The sequence below is a fragment of the Buchnera aphidicola (Pemphigus immunis) genome, assembly GCF_964059115.1.
GTDB classification, from domain to species: Bacteria; Pseudomonadota; Gammaproteobacteria; order Enterobacterales; family Enterobacteriaceae; genus Buchnera_C; species Buchnera_C aphidicola_C.
The window spans coordinates 217,071-239,402 of the sequence record NZ_OZ060408.1 but is presented as its reverse complement, the minus strand read 5'-3'; the positions used below and the strand labels follow the sequence as shown (position 1 = coordinate 239,402).

The following is a 22,332-nucleotide window of genomic DNA, read 5'->3' as shown; positions in this document are numbered from 1 at the left end:
ATTAATTGATACTTTATTGCATTTATCAAAAAATATATAAAAAATATTTATTGATTAAATAATAATAAAAATTATTATTTTAAAAGTGCTAAAGTAATTAAAAATAAACTATAACATATTTTATATTTTTTTAAAATATAAACAAAATTATAAATTGATGCTATAGTACTTAAAACTACATATTTTTTATTTTATTAATACTAAATTATTATAAAAAATAAAAAATATCTGTAATATAAAAACTTTATAAAAAATAAACTTATATTTGTTATACTTTAAAAATATAAAAAATTTTTAATATAAAAAATATTTTTTATATTTAAGAACCAAATCTACGTTTCCTTTTAAAAAATACTTCTATTGCTGATTTAAAAACATAATCATTAAAATCAGGCCAAAGAACATCGGTAAAATATAATTCTGAATAAGCTATTTGCCAAAGTAAAAAATTACTAATACGATATTCTCCTCCTGTTCTAATAACAAAATCAACTGGAGCTATATCTTTAGTACTTAATACATTTGATAATGTACTTTCTTCAATTTCATTCACATGTAAAAAACCTAATTCTATTTTTTTTATAATTTTCTTTATTCCTTCTACAATGTCCCATTGTCCTCCATAATTAGCAGCAATAATTAATATTAAACCATCATTTTTTATAGTTGACATTTCTGCCAATTTAATTTTTTTTTGTAACAAATGATCAAAATATTCCATGTCTCCTATAAATTTTATACGAATATTATTTCTATTAAAATTAACAATTTCATCATCTAATTTTTTCAAAAATAATTGCATTAACAACTTTACTTCTAATATAGGACGATATCTATTTTCACGACTAAAAGCATACAATGAAAGTACTTCAATATGATTAAGAATTGCAAAATTTATAGTACGATGAATAGCTTTAATCCCTGCTTGATAACCTAATATAAAAAATTTACCTTTTTCTTTTGCCCATCTTCTATTTCCATCCATAATAATTGCTACATGACGTAATTTTTTTTTTAATAAATTTCTGCTATCTAACGTATTTATTGAACACATAAAATAAAAATATTCTCTATTAGAACTGATCGAAAAATATACCTATATCTGAAAAATAGTGGAATGTAGATACACTTATTTTTATGTAATAAAATGTATATGTAAAATATATATATTATAAAAGTATCTATTTAAAATATTATTAAAATTATCTACTAAATCATATATAACTAAATTAAAACCTATAATAATTGTTTATTTAATACAAATGAACCCAGAAATATTTCTTATATTCAGTTTAATAATTGATTAAAAATTCCGTAAAAAATAAAAATTTGATATTATATTGACTAATAAAATAAAAATAAAAAATTTAGATCAACATTCATTTTTATACTAAATAAAAATAAAACATATTTTTAAATATTAAAAAAAATGGTAAATATATTTTTTTTAGAAAAATCTTAATTTTTAATTCACATCAATAAATTGCAAAAATTAAATCAAAACAATTTATGATAAAAATTAAAATATACATATGCAATGATTTCATAAATAATGTTTGAATTCATAATTTATTTGTAAAAAATTATTTTTGCTACATATTTTATACAAATAAAATTAATATTTATAAAACTAAAAATATCTATTATTAACGTCAATACATCTCATTTATATTCTAGAATATAAAAAATTATCAATAATACCCTTAAAATAAAAATTAAATAATAACTCTATAATTTAAAATAAAATTTAATATTTACGTTATTTTAAAAACTAAAAACAAAAATATATTACTAAAAATTTTTTAGAAAATATTTTTTACTTCTTACAAAGGATAAAAATTATTAAAAAAATATTTATACTCCAAAAAATTAATATTACTATAATAAATTATTTTAAAAAAATATTAAAATACCATTAAATCCTTTTCTTTTTCTGATAAAAGAATATCAATTTTTTTTATAAAATTATTCGTCATATTTTGTATTTCATTTTGAAATAATCTCTCTGCATCTTCGCTAATGATTTTTTTTTTCAAAAGATTTTTAATTTTTATATTTGCATCTCTTCTGATATTTCTAATACTAATACGACTACATTCACCAGTATGTTTTATTACTTTGATTAAATCCTTTCTTCTACTTTCTGTCAATGAAGGTAAAGGAACTCGAATAGTGTTCCCTTTAGAATAAGGATTTAAACCAAGATTTGCATTCATAATAGCTTTTTCAATCAATTTAATGACAGAAGAATCAAAAACATTAACTTTTAAGGAACTAGAATCATCTAATACAACACTAGCAAGTTGACGAATAGATACTTTTTTACCATAATATTCTACTAATATACCATCCAATAAATGTGGAGAAGCACGATTTGTTCTTATTTTTAAAATATTTTCTTTAAAATTTCGTAAAGATTTTCTCATATTATTTTCTGTATCTTTTTTAAGATTATCAAGCATAATGCACCTTATAAAATATTGTTTTATATAAAAAAATAATATATAACATTAAATGTCATATACATCCATATATATTTATTAAAATAATCCTTCATCAACTAATTATTAATGTTCCTTCTTTTTCGCCTGTTATGATTCTATATAATGCACCAGATTTATACATGTTAAAAATACAAATTGGCAAACTATGATCTCGAGCAAGTATAATAGCAGTTGAATCCATAATTTTCAGATCTTGATTTAATATATCTTCATATTTAATTTTTTGATACATGATAGCATCATCATTTTTTTTAGGATCAGAAGAATAAACTCCATCAACTGTAGTAGCTTTTAAAATAATATCAGATTTAACCTCAATTCCACGAATACAAGCTGCAGAATCAGTTGTAAAAAATGGACAACCAATACCTCCAGAAAAAACTAAAACATACTGATTAGATAACAAATAAATTGCTTTCTCTACATTATAAATTTGACAAATACCAGAAACAGAAATAGCAGACATAAGTTGAGCCTTTATATCACAACGATTCATCGTATCTGTTATAACTAACCCATTGATGATTGTTGATAATATACCCATATAATCAGCGACATTAACACTAACACCGATTTTTTTTACATTTAAACCACGAATTAAATTTCCACCACCAATAACAATACCCACTTGAATACCAAGTTTTATTAAATATTTAATTTCTTTTATCATACGATTTAATAAACACAAATCCATTTCTGATTCGCAATTGCTCTTTAATATTTCTCCACTAATTTTTAATATTATACGTCGGTATACAAGTTTTGTATTCTTTTTCATATTTTAAACTCAATACATAATATTAATAAAATATATCATAATAAAATAAAAAATAAAAAAGAACCGCTGACAAGCGGCTCTTAAAAATAATTCTTTAAAAAACATTTAATTTTATTATATTATATAAAAATAAAATTAAATTTATTCTCCAATTTCAAATCTAATGAAAGAGGTCACCTCAGATTTATTTTCTAAAAGCAATTGACCAATAGTTTTCTCAACATCCATGACAAATTTCTGTCCTATTAAAGTAATTTCAGAAAAAAATTTTTTCATTCTTCCCTGTACTATTTTTTCAGATATTAACTTATTTTTTTTAAATTTTTTAGCAATATCTAATTGAATTTTATATTCTCGATCAATGATAGATTTTGGAATCTTATTTTCATTTAAAAACTCTGGTTTACTGGCAGTAATATGCATAGCTATTTGTTTTAATATCTCTTTATTACTATCTGAAGTAGCACCAACTAATACTCCAATACGAGAATCATGTACATAAGAAACAATTTTTTCACCTTGCAACAATGCTATACGTGCAATATTAATATTTTCACCTACTTTTAATAACAAAGAAATTCTCTTCTCTTCAAAAGTTTTTTTTAATAAATCAATATTACTTATCTGTTTTAGACAAGCTAACTCAACTATTATCTGTCCTAAAGAAATAAATTCAATATCTTTAGCTACAAAATCACTTTCACAATTTAATTCTAATATTGCAGCTGTATTTTTATGTAAGTACGTAAAAATAGAACCTTGGGCAGTAATACGACTATTTTTTTTTTCTGCTTTAATATGTCCTGTTTTTCTTAAAAAATCGATGGATAATTCTAAGTTTCCACCAGAATCTATTAACGCTTTTTTACATTCCATTATTCCTGCTCCTGTTCGCAATCTCAATTCTTTTACAAGAGAAGCAGTAACCTTAACCATATTTATAATTCTCCATATTTCAGTTAAAAAATAAATTTCATTATTTAAATCAATTTAATTAAATCTTAATATATTGCAAAATTAATTATATATCATAAAAAATGCATAAATATTACCGAGTCTTACTAACATCCTTATTTAAAATTTTTTTTTCAATACCTTGCATAATGGCAAGAGAAACTGATTTTAAATATAATCTTACCGATCTAATTGCATCATCATTTCCAGGAATAATATAATCTACACCATCAGGATTAGAATTAGTATCCACTATTGCAAAAACAGGGATACTTAAATTATTGGCTTCCTTTACTGCTATATGTTCATGCTCTGAATCTACTACAAATAATGCATCTGGCAAACCTCCCATATTTTTAATACCTCCTAAACTATTTTCTAATTTAGCTAATTCACGAGTACGAAGTAAAGCTTCTTTTTTCGTCAATTTTTCAAAAGTTCCATCTTGAGATTCTATTTCTAAATCTTTTAAACGTTTTATAGATTGTCGAACTGTTTTCCAATTTGTCAACATACCTCCTAACCAACGATGATTTACATAAAATTGTTTACAAGATATAGCAGATTGCTTAATTTCTTTACTTGCTGCCCGTTTAGTACCAACAAATAATATTTTCCCTTTACGCGAAGATATTTTCTTTAATTCCTTCAAAGCAATATAAAACATAGGTAATGTTTTTTCTAAATTAATAATATGCACCTTATTTCGAGAGCCAAATATGAACGGTTTCATTTTTGGATTCCAATAACGAGTTTGATGACCAAAATGGACACCAGCCTTTATCATTTCTTTCATAGAAATATCTATCATAATTATCTCTTTTTTTATTTTAAAAAATAATAATATTTATATACTACTATATATTTAAAAAATTTTATTAAAAAAATTTTAAATATATAGTTACTATATATTATTTATTTATAAATAAAGAAAATGTTCAAAATACCATATATAAAATCATAAAAATAATTGAATTAAAAATAACTATTTAGATAATTATATTTTATTAAAATGGAATATAATTATATTCCATTTTAAATAATAAAAATTTTTATTACATCTATTTACATCAAGAGAACAACATGAAATCAATTTTAGTTAAAAATAATGAAGAAATTAAAAAAATGAGAAAAGCAGGTAAATTAGCTGCTGAAGTTTTAGAGATGATTGAACATTACATAGTATACGACATCACAACGGAAGAAATAAATAAAATTTGCCATGATTATATCATTAAAAAACAAAAATCTATTCCTGCTTGTTTAGGATATAATGGATATCCTAAATCTATTTGTACTTCTATAAATGACGTGGTCTGTCATGGAATTCCCAACGTTAAACAAAAATTAAAAGAAGGAGACATTATAAACATTGATGTAGCAATAATCCATAATGGATATTATAGTGATACATCAAAAATGTTTATCATTGGCAAACCTAGTATACTTAGTAAACGTTTATGCCATGTTGCGCAAGAAAGTTTATATTTAGCATTAAATTTAATAAAACCAAATATGCCATTATATAAAATAGGTCAAACTATAGAAAAATATGTTAAAAAACAAAAATTTTCCGTAGTAAAAGAATATTGTGGTCATGGCATTGGAAAAAATTTTCATGAAGATCCTCAAATTTTACATTGCGATAATACAGATCCGGGAATAATATTAAAACCAGGTATGACTTTTACAATTGAACCTATGATTAATACAGGAAGTAATCGAGTAAGATGTATGAAAGACGGTTGGACAATAAAAACTAAAGATCATGGTTTATCAGCTCAATATGAGCATACTATTTTAGTTACAGATAAAGGCTGTGAAATATTAACGTTACGTAAAGAAGAAAACATTTCTCAAATTTTTAAAATTAACAATAAAGATTTAAAATATATTAAATAAAATAAAATAAAAAACTCTAATTTAAATAAAAATCTAATAAAATGCATTGCTATATAATATAATATTAAAAATGTTATTAATAAAAAATAAACATTTCTTAAAAACAATTATTTTAAAAAAAATTATAAAAATCGAGATCTTTAAAAATATGGAAAAATTAAAAAAAATAATCAAAAATATTTTTGAAAAAAAAACCAATATCAAATATGAAAATATCAGTAAATCTGAAAAAGATGCTATAAATCAAGTGATAAACATGTTAGATATGGGTACTTTACGTGTTGCAGAAAAAATAAAAGGTGTGTGGATAACTCATCAATGGTTAAAAGAAGCAATATTACTTTATTTATATTTAAAAAATAATAAGGTAATGAAAGATGCACATACCACTTATTATGATAAAGTTCCACTAAAATATAAAAATCATGATGAAAAAAAATTCAAAGAAGAAGGAATACGAATAGTACCTCCTGCAACAATAAGAAAAGGTTCTTTTATAGGGGGGAAAACAGTACTCATGCCTTCCTATGTCAATATTGGTGCTTATATTGATGAAGGTAGCATGATAGATACATGGGCTACCATAGGTTCTTGTGCTCAAATTGGTAAAAACGTTCATATTTCAGGAGGTGTTGGGATTGGAGGAGTACTAGAACCATTACAAAATAATCCTACAATTATTGAAGATAATTGTTTCATTGGTGCTCGTTCTGAAATAGTAGAAGGAGTTATTGTAGAAGAAAATTCTGTGATCTCTATGGGAGTATATATTGGAAATAGCACTAAAATATATGATCGAGAAACAGGTAATATATTTTATGGAAGAATACCAAAAGGATCTGTAGTAGTATCTGGAAGCTTACCTTCTGATAATAAATGTTATAATCTATACTGTGCCGTAATAGTAAAAAAAGTAGACGAAAAAACTATTAAAAAAACCTCAATTAATCAACTGCTTAGAAATATATAATCATATATTACAAAATATATTGCCTGAATTATTTATATATTCAGGCAATAATAAATATTATCAAATATATTTATTGTAATACCAAATAAATATCCGTGTTATTTCTTTTTATTTTGAAAACTAAAACTGAATATCCAGTTTTAATCGTATCATGTAATCCTTCTATATCAGATATATTATTTTTATTTACACCAACAATTATATCTCCCTTTCTAAAACCTACGTGATAAGCAGCTGTATCTTTTTTTACATTATCTATACGCACTCCTTTTATTCCATTAAAAATATAATTACTTAAATTAGCACCTGCAATATCAGATAATAAAGTTGCTGATTCTACTTTGTTTTGAATATGACTTTGTAATTCTATCGTAATTGATTTTATTTTTGAATTTCGTAATATTCCTAACTCCAATTTAGTATTAACTGGTAAAGAACTAATTTCAGCTCTCAAAGCAAAAAAACTGTTCACTGGTTTTTTATTATAATAAATAATTACATCCCCGGCCTTAATCCCCGCTTTTTCTGCTGCAGAATTAGGTATAACTTGACTAATAAAAGCTCCTCTTTTAGTATTCAATTCCATTACTTTTGCGAGTTGAGAATTTAATTCAGTACCAATTATACCTAATTCTCCACGTTTTACTTTACCATATAATGAAATTTGCTCTGTTAAATTTTTTACCATATTTCCAGGAATAGCAAAACCAATACCTATATTCCCTCCTTCTGGAGCTAAAATAGCAGTATTTATACCTATCAATTCTCCTTTCAAATTAATTAATGCTCCACCAGAATTTCCACGATTAATAGCAGCGTCAGTTTGAATAAAATTTTCATAATTTTCAATATTTAAACCACTACGACCCAAAGCAGAAATAATACCCGAAGTCACAGTTTCTCCTAATCCATAAGGATTTCCAATTGCTATTGTATAATCTCCAACACGTAATAAATCTGAATCTCCTAATTTAATAGAAATTAAATTTTTTGTATTTTTTAATTTAATTAAAGCTATATCAGAACGCGAATCTTTACCAAGTACTCTAGCTTCATATTTAGTTCCATCATTTAAAAATACCATAATTTTATTCGCATGGTCTATAACATGATTATTAGTGACAACATAACCTTTTTCTGCATTGATAATAACACCTGAACCAAGAGCTCGAAAATGTTTTTGATTAGAACATCCACCAGATATTACGTTACATAAAGGAGAAGAAAAAAATGGAGATCTACTTTGACAAAATGGAGAATCCTTACTCCAAAAAGGCTCAAATGTTTTAGATAAATGAAAATTTCTAACTGGAGCAATACCTTCAATATTAATACTCACTACTGCAGGCATAACTTTTTCTAACATAGGTGCTAAACTAGGTAAATTTAATTCAGAAGACGTTTTATGTATAGGTAATATGCTACTCCAAGACATCCCTAAACTTAAAAAGATAGCTGATAAAAATAATGTTATTTTTAGTAAAAAAGACAATTTTTTCATAATCAATACTCTAATTGAAATTTAGATTTTATATCTACATTCGTGTTATCATGCTAAATGATACTTTTTATCTAATATAAAATAAATATTTATTCATAAACAATTTAATTTTGTTATTTAAATATCAGTCTATTTATTAGTAACATATTTAATATTTTTAAAATAAAATATTTACTGATTTACAATACATAAAAATATTAATCACACATAACTATATATAATTTTATAAAAAATAAAAATAATATTGTAATTAAAAATAAATAAAAAATATTTAATAAATTAAATTAATTTAATAATATCAATGAAAAATGATATTATATTAATAAATATAATAATATTATATTTATTTTTAAATAAAAATATTTTATTTCAAAAAATATTAAAATACTTTCTATTTTTACATTAAAAAATATTTTTTCCAATCTACTAAAAATATATATAAATAATTATGATTTAAAAATAATAATATCTTTGATGTTGATATCGATGAAAATGTTTTTTGTAAATCAAAACATTATGATTTTTAAATAATAAAATTATTTATATGATATCAATTCGACTAGGAATTTGTATAATACATGTTATGGACTTTAATTTTAAATATAATTTTTATTATCATATTAACATGCACAGGTAATGAAACAAAACTTTTAATATCTAAAAAATATAATTTTACTGTTATAACAGGAAAAACCATGGGAACAACATGGAAAGTAAAATTATTAAAACAAAAAAAAAGAAAAAAACTATATCTTAAATCTATAATACAAAAAATACTTGATCAAGATGAACAAGAATTTTCTACATGGAAAAAAAAATCTACCATATCTAAATTCAATAAATATAAAGAAAATAAGCTGTACCCTATTAATAAAAATATGCAAAATATTATTACTATAGCTTTAACCATAGGGAAAAAAACATCTGGAGCATTAGATATTACTATTGGACAATTGGTGAATATGTGGGGATTTGGTGCTAAAAAAACACCTAAAAAATATCCATCTATAAAAAAAATAAATAAAACTCTTTTTTTGACTGGATTACAACATTTACAAATAATTCAAAATAAATCAGGATATTTTTTAAAAAAAGATTTAAAAAACATTCAAATTGATCTTTCCACTTTAGGAGAAGGATTTGCGGTAGATCATATAGCTGATATACTAAATAAAGAAAAAATTTCTAACTACATAATAACAGTGGGAGGAGCAGTATTTACTAAAGGATCAATAAAAAAAATTGGTATAAAATCTCCAATAAAAAATAAAAATACCACACATATAATTGTTTATTTAAAAAACAAATCTATTAGTACGTCAGGAAATTATTTAAATTATTTTTATTTAGAAAAAAAAAATGTTTGCCATATTATCGATCCGTTAACAGGTTTACCCATACAACATAACTTAATATCAGTTAGTATTATTGCCAATAACACATTAGAAGCTGATGCTTGGGATACAGGATTGATGGTAACAGGATTTAAAAAAGCAAAAAAAATAATTTTACAAGAAAAATTAAATGCATGTTTGATTATTAAAAAAAATAATAAACTTTTGACTTGGATCTCCCCAGAATTTAAAAGATCTCTTATTTAAAAAAAATCTATCAGGAATAACGGTAAAATTGATATATTAATTAATTAATATATCAATGTTTAAATAAAATTAAAAAATAAAAATATTAAATATATACTATAAAAAAATTAAATATTTATTTAAAATAAAATAATCAATTATATACAAAACATATTAACTTAAAAATATAATGTTATTTTAAAATACTTAAAAATTAGGAATAAAAATGAAAGTTTTATCAGGTGCAGAAATGGTTGTTCAATCATTAATTGATCAAGGAATTGAATATATTTTTGGTTATCCTGGAGGAGCCGTTTTAGATATCTATGATGCATTAAAAACTATTAACGGAATCAATCATATCTTAGTAAGACATGAACAAGGAGCAACTCATATGGCTGATGGTTATGCTAGATGTACGGGTAAAGTTGGCGTAGTTTTAGTAACGTCTGGACCTGGTGCAACTAATGCAATTACTGGAATAGCTACAGCATACATGGATTCGATACCACTCGTGGTAATCTCAGGACAAGTATCTTCAGAACTAATTGGATTAGACGCATTTCAAGAATGTGATATGATAGGAATTTCTCGTCCCGTAGTTAAACATAGTTTTTTAGTTAAAAAAACAGAAGATATTCCTAACACTTTTAAAAAAGCCTTTTGGATAGCTACTACCGGACGTCCTGGTCCAGTAGTAATTGATTTACCCAAAGATATATTAAATACTAACAATAAAAAACCTTATATTTGGCCAAACTCTATTAATATAAGATCATACAATCCAAAAATAAAAGAAAATATAAAACAAATCGAAAAAGCTATAAACATTTTGTTGCATGCGAAAAGACCAATTATATACGCAGGTGGAGGAGTTATTAGTGCTAACAGTCACTATGAACTTCGTATTTTAGCAGAAACATTAAATATCCCTGTTACCACATCATTAATGGCGTTAGGTAGTTTTCCTGGAACTCATCCTCTAAGTATCCATATGTTAGGAATGCACGGAACCTATGAAGCAAATATGGCTATGCACCATTCAGATGTTATTTTTGCTATTGGAGTTAGATTCGATGACCGTACTACCAATAATTTAAAAAAATATTGTCCATTTGCTAGTATATTACATCTTGATATAGATCCAACATCCATATCTAAAACAGTAGTTGCTAATATTGCTATTGTAGGAGATGCTAAAAAAATATTAAAAAAAATATTAGAAATGTTAAAACAAGAAAAAGAAAAAATAACATCAAGAAATCTAAAACCTTGGTGGAATACTATTAACACATGGAGAAAATTAAATAATTTATCTTATGATAAGAACAGTAATAAAATAAAACCACAATTAGCCATTCAAGTATTATGGAAGTTAACAGAAGGAAAGGCGTATGTTACATCAGATGTAGGTCAACACCAAATGTTCACCGCTTTATATTATCTTTTTGATAAACCAAAACGCTGGATTAATTCAGGAGGATTAGGAACTATGGGATTTGGTTTACCAGCAGCATTAGGTGTAAAATTAGCTTTGCCAAAAGAAACTGTTATTTGCATAACAGGAGATGGAAGCATTCAAATGAATATTCAAGAACTATCCACCGCAATGCAATATAAATTACCAATATTAATTATTAATTTAAATAATCATTCATTAGGAATGGTAAAACAATGGCAAGATATGATCTATTCTGGAAGACATTCTCATTCATATATGGAATCATTACCTAATTTTATACAGTTAGCAGAATCTTACGGTCATATAGGCATATCAATTACTACTCCTGTAGAATTAGAAAAAAAATTAAAATTAGCACTGATAAAATTAAATAAAGGACATTTAGTATTTGTAGATATATTAATAGATACCTCAGAACATGTATACCCTATGCAAATTAAAGGAGGAGGTATGAATGAAATGTGGTTAAAAAAAAACGAGAACAAAAAAATATGAAAAGAATCTTATCTGTTATATTAGAAAACGAATTTGGAGCACTATCCAGAGTAGTTGGATTATTTTCACAAAGAGGTTATAATATAGAAAGCGTAACTGTTGCACCTACTGAAGATCCTACTTTATCAAGAATGACTATTCAAACTGTAGGTGATGATAAAGTTATTACACAAATTGAAAAACAATTGCATAAATTAATCGACGTATTAAGTGTTGTAGAAATTGGACGTATTCCACATATAGAAAGAGAGATTATCTTAGTTAAAATTTATAGCATAGGAAATACCAGAGAAGAAGTGAAAAGAATTACTGAAATTTTCCGAGGACAAATTGTCGATATAACTACATCTATGTATATAATACAATTATCTGGAACTAGTAAAAAACTAAATGCTTTTTTAAAAATAATAAGAGATATAGCAAAAATTACTGAAATTGCTCGTTCCGGGATTGTCGGATTATCACGAAGTTAAAAAATAATAATTAATATCGAATTATTTATTAAAATTTTTAATAAAAATTAAAATCTAATATTATTAAAATTTTTTATTTTAAAAAGAAATTATGATAAAAACATACCAAAAACATATTCCTGTATTACTACAGGAATCTATAAATTCTTTGAACATAAAAAAAAATGGAATTTATATTGATTGTACATTTGGAGAAGGTGGTCATACCAAAAAAATATTAAAAAAACTAGGAAAAAATGGAAAATTATATAGTATTGATAGAGATCCTTATGCTGTTTCTGAAGCTAAAAAGATTAAAGATACCCGTTTTTGTATAATTCAAGGATTATTTTCAAACATATTACATTATGCAAAACAAAAAAAAATAATAGGAAAAATTAATGGAATTATATTAGATCTAGGTATGTCATCCTTACAACTAAAGAATCCTAAAAGAGGATTTTCTTTTATGCAAGATGGTCCCTTAGATATGAGAATGAATCCTAAAAAAGGCTTTTCAGCAGCACATTGGTTAAATAAAGCGAAAGAAAATGAAATTGCATTCATACTAAAAAAATTTGGTGAAGAAAAATTTGCAAAACGTATTGCAAAATCTATTGTTAAGCAAAAAAAAATAAAACCTATATTACGTACTAAAGAACTCGCTGATTTAATTGCTAAATCTATTCCAAAATACAATAAATTTAAACATCCTGCAACTCGTAGTTTTCAAGCAATAAGAATTTTTATTAATCAAGAAATAGAAGAAATTAACTCAGTATTAACCAATGCATTAGAAATATTAACATCAGGAGGAAGATTATCAATAATTAGTTTTCATTCTTTAGAAGATCGCATTGTAAAAAAATTTATAACAAAACATAGTCAAAAAGCTCAAGTACCTATTGGTTTACCTATTACAGAAAAAAAAATTAAGCAATTAAAAAAAATAAAACTAAAAATAATTAAAAGAATATTTCCTAGCAAAAATGAAATTCATATTAATCCAAGTTCACGTAGTTCCATATTAAGAATTGCTGAAAAAAATAAGGAATAATAATTATCAATCAAATAAATTGTATAAAATCTAATGGATTATAATTAGATAATATACAGAAATATGTTAATTAAAATAATTGACGATTTTTATTATTACTTCAATAAAACAAAAATTATTTTTTTTAAAAATAAAAAATAAATAAACTTTTTTAATTATATTTATATTAAATAAATTCTAAAAAATAAATTAATAACCAAATAAAAATATGTTTTCAATATTCATAAAATAAAAAACTTAATTATCAATTTAAAAATTATTAAATTGAATAATTCCAATTTGAGTTAAAAAAATTAAATAAAAATATCGTTTTATTTATCAATAATTTTTTTAAAATAAAAAACATAAATATTAATACGTAAATATTTTTAATGCTTTAAATAAAGTCAATCTCTGAAACATAACATTTTATACAGATATATAACACAATAGGTATTCTTTCTTCAAAAATAATAAGATGATTAAATATATAGAATATTATGTTTATTTAAAAATTAATAAATATTTGATAAAAATAAATAAAATTACTTTAAACTTATATTTTTTACAAAAAATATACATATAACCTTATATTTTAAATTTTGTACAAAATATAATTTCAAATATAAAGAAGTATAAAAAATCAAAAAAAATATCTTATCATGTTATGTTTACTTTTTTATAAAATAAATTAAAATTTATTCATTTTTAAAATAAATCATTAATCTTACCTCAATAATAAAAATTAAAAAATTTTATTCTTCTTATATATTTTTCATAAATAAAAAATGTTAAATAATTTAAAAAAAATATCAATTTTATCATTATAAAAAAATAAATTTATAAAAATTATTAAACAATATATATAAAAATTTAATGATTAATATCATTAATTATAATACTTTTTACTATAAAAACATTAAAAAATTAAAATACATCAAAAATATAATATCTTATCTATTTTGAAATAAAACCAAAAATTTTAAATTTATGATAATTTCGTTACTATAAAGATATGAATAAAAAACACTAAAATTTCACTTACAATATCTTTAATTTTTATAAAAATGATATAACAATAAAATTATTACTTTTTAATAGAAACATATGAACAAAAAAATTAATCAATTGCGTTACATAAAATACCGATATAAAATGTATTATTATCGATATTCAAATAAAAATAATTTATTTCCCGATAAAGTTAATAAAAAATATGTCTATATTGATAAAAAATAAATATCACATATATAATTTTGTATAGTAAAAATTTATATATTTTTTAAAAAATATTTTTATTAAAAAAAATTAGATTCTACTTTTTACTTTTTATTACAGACAATTTATTAAAAACAATAAAAAATTTTTTAAATTTACTAATTTATTAATATCAATCAACATAATTCTAAACAATTTTTTTGTCTACAATGAACACGATACGATAAATAAACGTACACCATGAAAAAATAACTAATAAAAAAATATGAAAAAGATATAACTATTTAATTCTTATTAAATATTAATTTTTAAATAAAAAATCATTAATATTAAAATTAATAAATTAAAAAATATTTTTATAAAAATCATACTATTCACTTTAAAAAATAAGAATTTTATTATTCAATTATTTTTAAGTTTTTAAAAACAAATAAAATATAATATATCTAATCAAAATAAAATATATATTGCATCATATTTGTATTACACAAACAAAATATATAACATTTTTATATTATAAAAAATATGAGATCTCTAATGAAAAATACATTGGAAATATCTTTACATGTTTCAAACATTGCTATAAAAAAAATAAAAAAATTGATAAAAGAAAAAAATAATTCTAATCTTAAATTAAGAGTATATATTACAGGAGGAGGGTGTAGCGGTTTTAAATATGGATTTATCTTCGACAAAAATATCAATGAAAATGATATTTTCATTAAAAAATACAAAAATTACATCGTCATTGATCCTATTAGCTTACAATATTTAATTGGTGGAAAAATTGATTACAAAGAAGATTTAACGGGATCCAAATTTATAATTTCTAATCCAAACGCAAAAAATACTTGTGGATGCGGTTTATCATTTAGTATATAAATATACCAATTATTTTACATTTTTCCATATAATAAATTTATTTCTTATACCATTAAAATTACTAAAATTATAAAATCATGAAAATTGGAATAATAGGTGCTATAAAAAAAGAAATTATTTTTTTACTAAAAAAAATAAAAAAATGTAAAAGAAAAAAAATAGGAAATTTTAAGTTTTATGACGGTTATTTACATGATATCAATATTATCATACTTCAATCGGGTATTGGAAAAGTTTCTGCTAGCATAGTAACTACTATGCTAATCACTCATTATAATCCAAATGTAATTATTAATATTGGTTCTGCTGGAAGCATAAATCCTTTATTGAAAATAAAAAATATTATTCTTCCGAATAAAACATGTTACTATGATGTAGATGTAAGTATATTTACATATCCCATAGGTCAAATCCCTAAATATCCTAGATTTTTTTTAATAAATTACAAGTTATTAAATATAGCAAAAAAATGTATATATCGATTGAAATATAAATTTCAAGAAGGACTTATTTTAACAGGAGATTCTTTTATCTATAAAAAAAATATGTTAAAATCTATACATAATAATTTTCCATCGGCTATCGCCATTGACATGGAATCCACTGCAATCGCTCAAGTATGTTATAATTTCAAAAAACCAATTTTAATTATTCGTGCTATATCTGACTTTGCCAATAAGTGCGCCACTTGGAGTTTTAAAAAAAATATTAAAAAAGCTAGCTATTGTGCTACACAAGTGGTTGAAGAAATACTAAAAATATTATAAAATTTATTAATACTGAACATTCATTAAATTAAAAAATAAAAATCAATTTTATGAATTTATTATTCGTAAAAAATATAAAAACACATAAAAATCATTTAAAATCATATAAAAATAAAAATTTGGAAATAGAGAACATATATATATTTATATCTAATTTTCTCTATTTCCTAAATATTTTATATCTATATAAATATTTCTATTTAATGTTCATTAGATCTGTAATTGTTCCTTGAAAAACTTCTGCTGCTAATCCTATTGATTCATATAAAGTAGGATGAGCATGTATAGTTAAACTAATATCTTCTGCATCGCAACCCATCTCAATGGCTAAACTGATTTCTGATAATAATTCGCTGGCATTTCTTCCTATAATCATACCTCCAATTATTCTATTGGTTTCTTTATCAAAAATTAACTTGGTTAATCCAATATGAGCATGAGAAGTAATAGCTTTTCCAGATGCAGACCAAGGAAATACTGCTTTTTTATAATTAATCTTTAACTTCATAGCTTCTTGTTCTGTCAGACCAACCCAAGCAATTTCCGGATCAGTATATGCCACACACGGAATAACTTTAGGCATAAAAAAATGTTTTTTCCCAGCTATAACTTCAGCAGCTATGTGTCCTTCATGTATTCCCTTATGAGCCAACATAGGTTGTCCAATAACATCTCCAATTGCAAAGATATTAGATATATTTGTACGTAATTGTTTATCTGTTTTTATAAAATTTAATTCATTAATTTCTATTCCTATTGAATTAATATTTAAATCTTTATAATTAGGTTTTCGACCAATAGCAACTAATATCGCATCATAACAATTTTTTTCTTCATTATCAGCTGTTGTCACAACAACACCTTGCTTTTCTAATTCAATTTTAGAAATAACTCTATTTAACATTAAATTAAATTTTTTGTTGACTGCGCAAACAAAAATATCGATTACATCTTTATCTACAACCGGTAAAAGCCGCATACCCGAATCTATAATATCGATTTTTGAACCTAAAGAAGAATAAACAGTGGCCATTTCTAAACCAATTATTCCTCCTCCAATTATCAACAACCGATTAGGTATATTTTGTAAATTTAAAGCATCTGTAGAATCCCATATACGTTTATCATTATACGGAAAATTTGGTAATTTTATAGCACGAGAACCTGTGGCAATAATTGCATTTTCAAACATAATTATTACTTTTTCTTTTTTTGATTCTACTGATAAAGATTTAGAATTTAAAAATTTAGCTTTTCCTATAATTACTTTAATATTGCGATACTTAGCCATACTACTTAAACCTATATTAAGAGAACCTGTAATTCTCTCTTTCCATTTTCGTATTTTATTAATGTCTATTATAGGTTTATTAAACAAAACACCAGATTCAGATAATTCTTTAGACTCTGTTATTACTTTAGATATATGTAACAAAGCTTTAGAAGGAATACATCCAACATTTAAACATACGCCTCCTAATACTTCATATTTTTCTATTAATGTTGTTTTTAACCCTAAGTCTGCACAACGAAAAGCAGCAGAATATCCAGCAGGCCCAGACCCTACAACAACTACTTGGGTATAAATTTTTTTTTCCATTATAAATCCATTATTATTAATAAAATATTTTGTAAATAATAAATATATTTTTTTTAAATAAATTTGTAATCTTTACCGATAAAAAAATTTTAATATATAAAATGATAATTTTATATACTTCTATCACATCATCATAAAACGAATATCTAACAGTAATGTATTTATAAAATCCATGAAATGAGCAGCATATACTCCGTCAATCACTCTATGATCATAAGAAAGAGAAAAAGGTAAAATCAATCTAGGTACAAATTCTTTTTCTTTCCAAATAGGTTTAATCAATGATTTAGATATTCCAAGAATACCGACTTCAGGCATATTTATAATAGGAGTAAATCCAATACCTCCTGAACCTCCTAAATTAGATATTGTGAAACACCCATCTTGCATATCTGAAAAAGTTAAAAGGCCTTTTCTTGCTTTTTTAGAAATACTAATTAATTCGTTAGAAATATCTAACAAATTTTTATTTTCTATAGATTTTAATACCGGCACCAATAAACCTTTAGACGTATTTACAGCAATACCTATATTGATATGTTTTTTAATTGTTAATGTTTTTAGATCATTAGAAATAATACTATTAAATCGTGGAAATTCTTGCAAAGCTTTAGAAACTATTTTTATTATAAAAACTAATATTGTTAATTTAATATTTACAGTGCCATCCTGATATTTAATATTACATTTCTTGCGAAATTTATCTAATTCTGTAATATCAGATTCATAAAAATGAGTTACATGAGGTATCTCTCTCCAACTTTGAGTTAAATTCTTACCTGAAATGATTTGAACATGATTTAATTTAACGTGTTGAAAAGATTGTTCTTTTTCTTTCAAAATTTTATTGTTTTCATTTAAATTTAAATAATCATTACTATAATCTAGATCTTCTTTTTTAAAACTATTTTTAGTATATTTTTTTAAATCTTCTTTTAAAATTCTACTCTTTGGACCAGTTCCCTTAACATTTTGTAAACTAATATTTAATTTTCTTGCCAAACGACGAATTAATGGAGTAGCATGTACCTCTTCTAATTTTTTTTTATTTTCATCTTTTTCAATATTATATAATTTTTTTTCTTCCTCTAATGTTAATGTTTCCAAATTAACATTATCTTGAACTTCAAATACCATCATCACATCACCAGTATTAACTACAGTTCCAACACTAACCTTAATTTCTTTTACTACTCCATTTATAGGAGCAGGAATTTCCATAGAAGCTTTTTGTCCTTCTACAGTAATTAATCCTTCTTCCAATGTAACTAAATCTCCTACATTAACTAAAATTTCAGTCACTTCAACTTTTTCTGTACCAATATCAGGAACTTTAATTTCAATTATCATCCATTATACCCCATTATGCTAAACGCGGATTAATTTTGTTTACATTGATATTATATTTACTGATAGCATCAGAAATAACTTTTTTATTAATTTTACCTAATTTAGATAGTTCTCCTAAAGATATAACAACAATATAACTAACATCAATTTCAAAATAATGACGAAGTTTTTCTCTGCTATCAGAACGACCAAATCCATCTGTACCTAAAACCCGATAACTAATTGCTGGTATATAAGCACGAACTTGTTCACTGAATAGTTTCATATAATCAGTTACAGCAATAGCTGGCGATGTATTCATTATCTGTGCAATATAAGGTATTTTACATTTTTTATTCGGATTTAACATATTCCATCTGTCACAATCTTGACCATCTCGAGCTAGTTCTGTGAAAGAAGTCACACTATATATATCTGATCCTATTCCATAATCTTTTAATAAAATTTGTGCAGCCATACAAACAATACGTAAAATTGCCCCAGAACCCATTAATTGAATGGAATAATCATGAACACCTTTTATAGTTTTTAACTTATATATTCCTTTACAAATACCTATTTCTACACCTTTAGGCATAGCCGGCATGAAATAGTTCTCATTTAATGTAGTAATATAATAATATATATTTTCTTGTTTAGGACCATACATACGATGTAAACCATTACATATAATAACAGCAATTTCATAAGCGTAAGCAGGATCATAAGATATACAATTAGGTACTGTTAAAGATAAAACATGACTATGACCATCCTCATGTTGCAATCCTTCTCCATTTAATGTCGTTCTACCAGATGTACCACCTATTAAAAATCCCCTAGCTTGTTGGTCTCCAGCAGCCCAAAATAAATCTCCTATCCTTTGAAAACCAAACATAGAATAATAAATATAAAAAGGAATCATAGGAAAATTATTAGTACTATATGAAGTAGCGGCAGCTAACCAAGATGCAGCCGCTCCTAATTCATTGATTCCTTCTTGTAAAATTTGACCTTTTTTATCTTCTCGATAATAAGCTAATTGTTCTAAATCTTGAGGAATGTATTTTTGACCTTGCAAACTATAAATACCAATTTGACGAAATAGTCCTTCCATACCAAACGTACGTGCTTCATCAGCAATTATAGGCACTACTAAATTTTTAATTTCACTATTTTTTAAAATAATATTTAATACCCGTACAAAAGCTATTGTTGTAGAAATATATTTTTTTTGCTCATTTAATAAAGATTTAAAATCATTTAAAATCGGTAAATTTAACGTCTGGGTAAAATTAGATAACCGCATAGGAAGATAACCTCCTAAAACTTTTCTCTTTTCATGCATATAATGATAAGCAGGATCATTTTTATTAAACGTAACATATGGTAAGTTTTTGATATCACCATTTTCAACAGGAATATTAAATTTGTCTCTAATATATAATATTCCTTCTAAATTCATATTTTTTATTTGATGTGCAATATTTTTCCCTTCTGCCGCAGGTCCCATTCCATACCCTTTAACTGTATGAGCTAAAATAACAACAGGTTTACCTTTTATTTCTTTGGCTTTTTTAAGAGCAGCATATATTTTTTTAGGATCATGTCCTCCTCTATTCAGATCCCAAATTTGAGAATCAGTCATATTATCTACTAATTTCATTGTTTCTTTATATTTTCCAAAAAAATTTTTTCTTATATAAGCCCCATTTTTTGATTTAAAAGTTTGATAATCACCATCCAAAGTTTCATTCATCAAATGAATTAACTTGCCACTGGTATCTTTACTAAATAATTCATCCCATTTATCGCCCCATATAACTTTAATAACTTCCCAACCAGCACCATCAAAAATACTTTCTAATTCATTAATTATTTTACCATTTCCAATAACTGGACCATCTAATCGTTGTAAATTACAATTAATTATAAAAATAAGGTTATCTAACTTTTCTCGTGATGCTATAGAAATAGCTCCTTTAGATTCCGGTTCATCCATCTCTCCATCACCCAAAAAAGCATAAACTGTTTGATTCGAAGTATCCTTTAAACCCCTATTTTTTAAATATTTTAAAAATTTTGCTTGGTAAATAGCGCAAACAGGACCTAATCCCATAGATACAGTAGGAAATTGCCAAAAATTCGGCATTAATTTAGGATGTGGATAAGAAGATAACCCTGTACCATCAATTTCTTGTCTAAAATTGTCCATCTGCTCCTGTGACAATCTTCCTTCAAGAAAAGATCGGGCGTACACACCTGGAGCAATATGACCTTGAAAATAAACTAAATCACCACCATCTTTTTTATTAGAAGCACGAAAAAAATGATTAAAACATACTTCATATAGAGATGCTGAAGATTGAAAAGAAGATAAATGCCCACCTAGATCTAAATTTTTTTTGGAAGCACGTAAAACCATCATAATAGCATTCCAACGAATAAAAGAACATATACGATCTTCTAAAACGAGATTTCCAGGATAATCTGGTTCATCTTTAACAGAAATACTATTAATATAATCATTTGTTAAAATATCTCTAAAATTTTTTATTCCATATCTTTTTGCTATTTTTAGTACATTTTGAATTAAAAACTCTGCTCTTGTAACTCCCTCTTTACGAATAACTGATTCGATTGCCTGTATCCAATCATGAGTTTCAATTGGATCCACGTCATGATTTAAATTTTCTGACATGGTATAATTCCTTATTGTATTTAACATTTATTAATAAAAAATAAATAATACAGTATATATACTATTTTATTTTAAGTTTTATAAAATTAATTTTTTAATAACTATCAAGATAATTTACATTTAAACTATTTTACAATAGAGAAAAAAACTTTTTAAACTTTTTTTGCTTACTAAAATATATTTTTATATATAAAAATTTTT

The 22,332-nt window shown here is 23.9% G+C and carries 17 protein-coding genes; 8 read left to right on the top strand and 9 right to left on the bottom strand.

Translation table 11 applies throughout. The annotated features are described in order from the left end of the window. Positions 1-319 precede the first annotated feature (319 nt). The 5 genes from uppS to rpsB form a co-directional block, all read right to left on the bottom strand. On the bottom strand, positions 320-1,054 hold the full coding sequence (gene uppS / locus AB4W77_RS01010) for a polyprenyl diphosphate synthase (RefSeq protein ID WP_367681619.1): 735 nt from the start codon (positions 1,052-1,054) through the stop codon (positions 320-322). A gap of 850 nt (positions 1,055-1,904) precedes the next feature. Further along, positions 1,905-2,462 (bottom strand): ribosome recycling factor, encoded by a 558-nt coding sequence (gene frr, locus AB4W77_RS01005; protein WP_367681618.1) that lies wholly within the window; start codon positions 2,460-2,462, stop codon positions 1,905-1,907. A 94-nt stretch (positions 2,463-2,556) separates the two neighbouring features. Beyond that, positions 2,557-3,282 carry a UMP kinase gene (gene pyrH / locus AB4W77_RS01000; protein ID WP_367681617.1) on the bottom strand — a complete coding sequence of 242 codons (726 nt, stop codon included), beginning with the start codon at positions 3,280-3,282 and terminating at the stop codon, positions 2,557-2,559. 141 nt (positions 3,283-3,423) lie between these two features. After that, positions 3,424-4,218 (bottom strand): translation elongation factor Ts, encoded by a 795-nt coding sequence (tsf, locus tag AB4W77_RS00995; protein ID WP_367681616.1) that lies wholly within the window; start codon positions 4,216-4,218, stop codon positions 3,424-3,426. A gap of 112 nt (positions 4,219-4,330) precedes the next feature. Then, entirely contained in the window at positions 4,331-5,047 is a 717-nt protein-coding gene (gene rpsB / locus AB4W77_RS00990; RefSeq protein WP_367681615.1) for a 30S ribosomal protein S2, read from the bottom strand. Positions 5,048-5,319: 272 nt separating this feature from the next. Between rpsB and map the strand changes: the two genes are divergently transcribed. After that, positions 5,320-6,138, top strand: coding sequence for a type I methionyl aminopeptidase (gene map / locus AB4W77_RS00985; protein WP_367681614.1), 819 nt, complete (start codon positions 5,320-5,322; stop codon positions 6,136-6,138). A gap of 148 nt (positions 6,139-6,286) precedes the next feature. Beyond that, the gene (gene dapD / locus AB4W77_RS00980; RefSeq protein ID WP_367681613.1) at positions 6,287-7,108 is read left to right on the top strand and encodes a 2,3,4,5-tetrahydropyridine-2,6-dicarboxylate N-succinyltransferase; all 822 of its coding nucleotides are present in this window, start codon (positions 6,287-6,289) and stop codon (positions 7,106-7,108) included. Between the two features lie 70 nt (positions 7,109-7,178). Here dapD and AB4W77_RS00975 read toward each other — a convergent pair whose 3' ends face one another. Then, complete coding sequence (locus AB4W77_RS00975; protein WP_367681612.1) at positions 7,179-8,609, bottom strand: Do family serine endopeptidase; 1,431 nt, start codon at positions 8,607-8,609, stop codon at positions 7,179-7,181. A 578-nt stretch (positions 8,610-9,187) separates the two neighbouring features. Here AB4W77_RS00975 and AB4W77_RS00970 point away from each other — a divergent pair. From AB4W77_RS00970 to AB4W77_RS00945, 6 genes are all read left to right on the top strand, one after another. Next, complete coding sequence (locus tag AB4W77_RS00970; RefSeq protein WP_367681611.1) at positions 9,188-10,210, top strand: FAD:protein FMN transferase; 1,023 nt, start codon at positions 9,188-9,190, stop codon at positions 10,208-10,210. 205 nt (positions 10,211-10,415) lie between these two features. Further along, the gene (gene ilvB / locus AB4W77_RS00965) at positions 10,416-12,146 is read left to right on the top strand and encodes a biosynthetic-type acetolactate synthase large subunit (RefSeq protein WP_367681610.1); all 1,731 of its coding nucleotides are present in this window, start codon (positions 10,416-10,418) and stop codon (positions 12,144-12,146) included. Then, positions 12,143-12,619: an acetolactate synthase small subunit gene (gene ilvN, locus AB4W77_RS00960; RefSeq protein WP_367681674.1), complete on the top strand. Its 477-nt coding sequence runs from the start codon at positions 12,143-12,145 to the stop codon at positions 12,617-12,619. Before ilvB ends, ilvN begins: the two co-directional genes overlap by 4 nt. Before the next feature lie 91 nt (positions 12,620-12,710). Beyond that, entirely contained in the window at positions 12,711-13,655 is a 945-nt protein-coding gene (gene rsmH / locus AB4W77_RS00955) for a 16S rRNA (cytosine(1402)-N(4))-methyltransferase RsmH (protein WP_367681609.1), read from the top strand. Positions 13,656-15,389: 1,734 nt separating this feature from the next. Then, on the top strand, positions 15,390-15,734 hold the full coding sequence (gene erpA / locus AB4W77_RS00950) for an iron-sulfur cluster insertion protein ErpA (protein WP_367681608.1): 345 nt from the start codon (positions 15,390-15,392) through the stop codon (positions 15,732-15,734). A 77-nt stretch (positions 15,735-15,811) separates the two neighbouring features. After that, on the top strand, positions 15,812-16,501 hold the full coding sequence (locus tag AB4W77_RS00945) for a 5'-methylthioadenosine/adenosylhomocysteine nucleosidase (protein WP_367681607.1): 690 nt from the start codon (positions 15,812-15,814) through the stop codon (positions 16,499-16,501). Between the two features lie 196 nt (positions 16,502-16,697). Here the strand turns inward: AB4W77_RS00945 and lpdA are convergent, their stop codons facing one another. From lpdA to aceE, 3 genes are all read right to left on the bottom strand, one after another. Continuing rightward, positions 16,698-18,104: a dihydrolipoyl dehydrogenase gene (gene lpdA, locus AB4W77_RS00940; RefSeq protein WP_367681673.1), complete on the bottom strand. Its 1,407-nt coding sequence runs from the start codon at positions 18,102-18,104 to the stop codon at positions 16,698-16,700. Between the two features lie 120 nt (positions 18,105-18,224). Next, on the bottom strand, positions 18,225-19,451 hold the full coding sequence (locus AB4W77_RS00935; protein ID WP_367681606.1) for a 2-oxo acid dehydrogenase subunit E2: 1,227 nt from the start codon (positions 19,449-19,451) through the stop codon (positions 18,225-18,227). Between the two features lie 13 nt (positions 19,452-19,464). Continuing rightward, entirely contained in the window at positions 19,465-22,131 is a 2,667-nt protein-coding gene (aceE, locus tag AB4W77_RS00930) for a pyruvate dehydrogenase (acetyl-transferring), homodimeric type (RefSeq protein ID WP_367681605.1), read from the bottom strand. Positions 22,132-22,332: the final 201 nt, after the last annotated feature.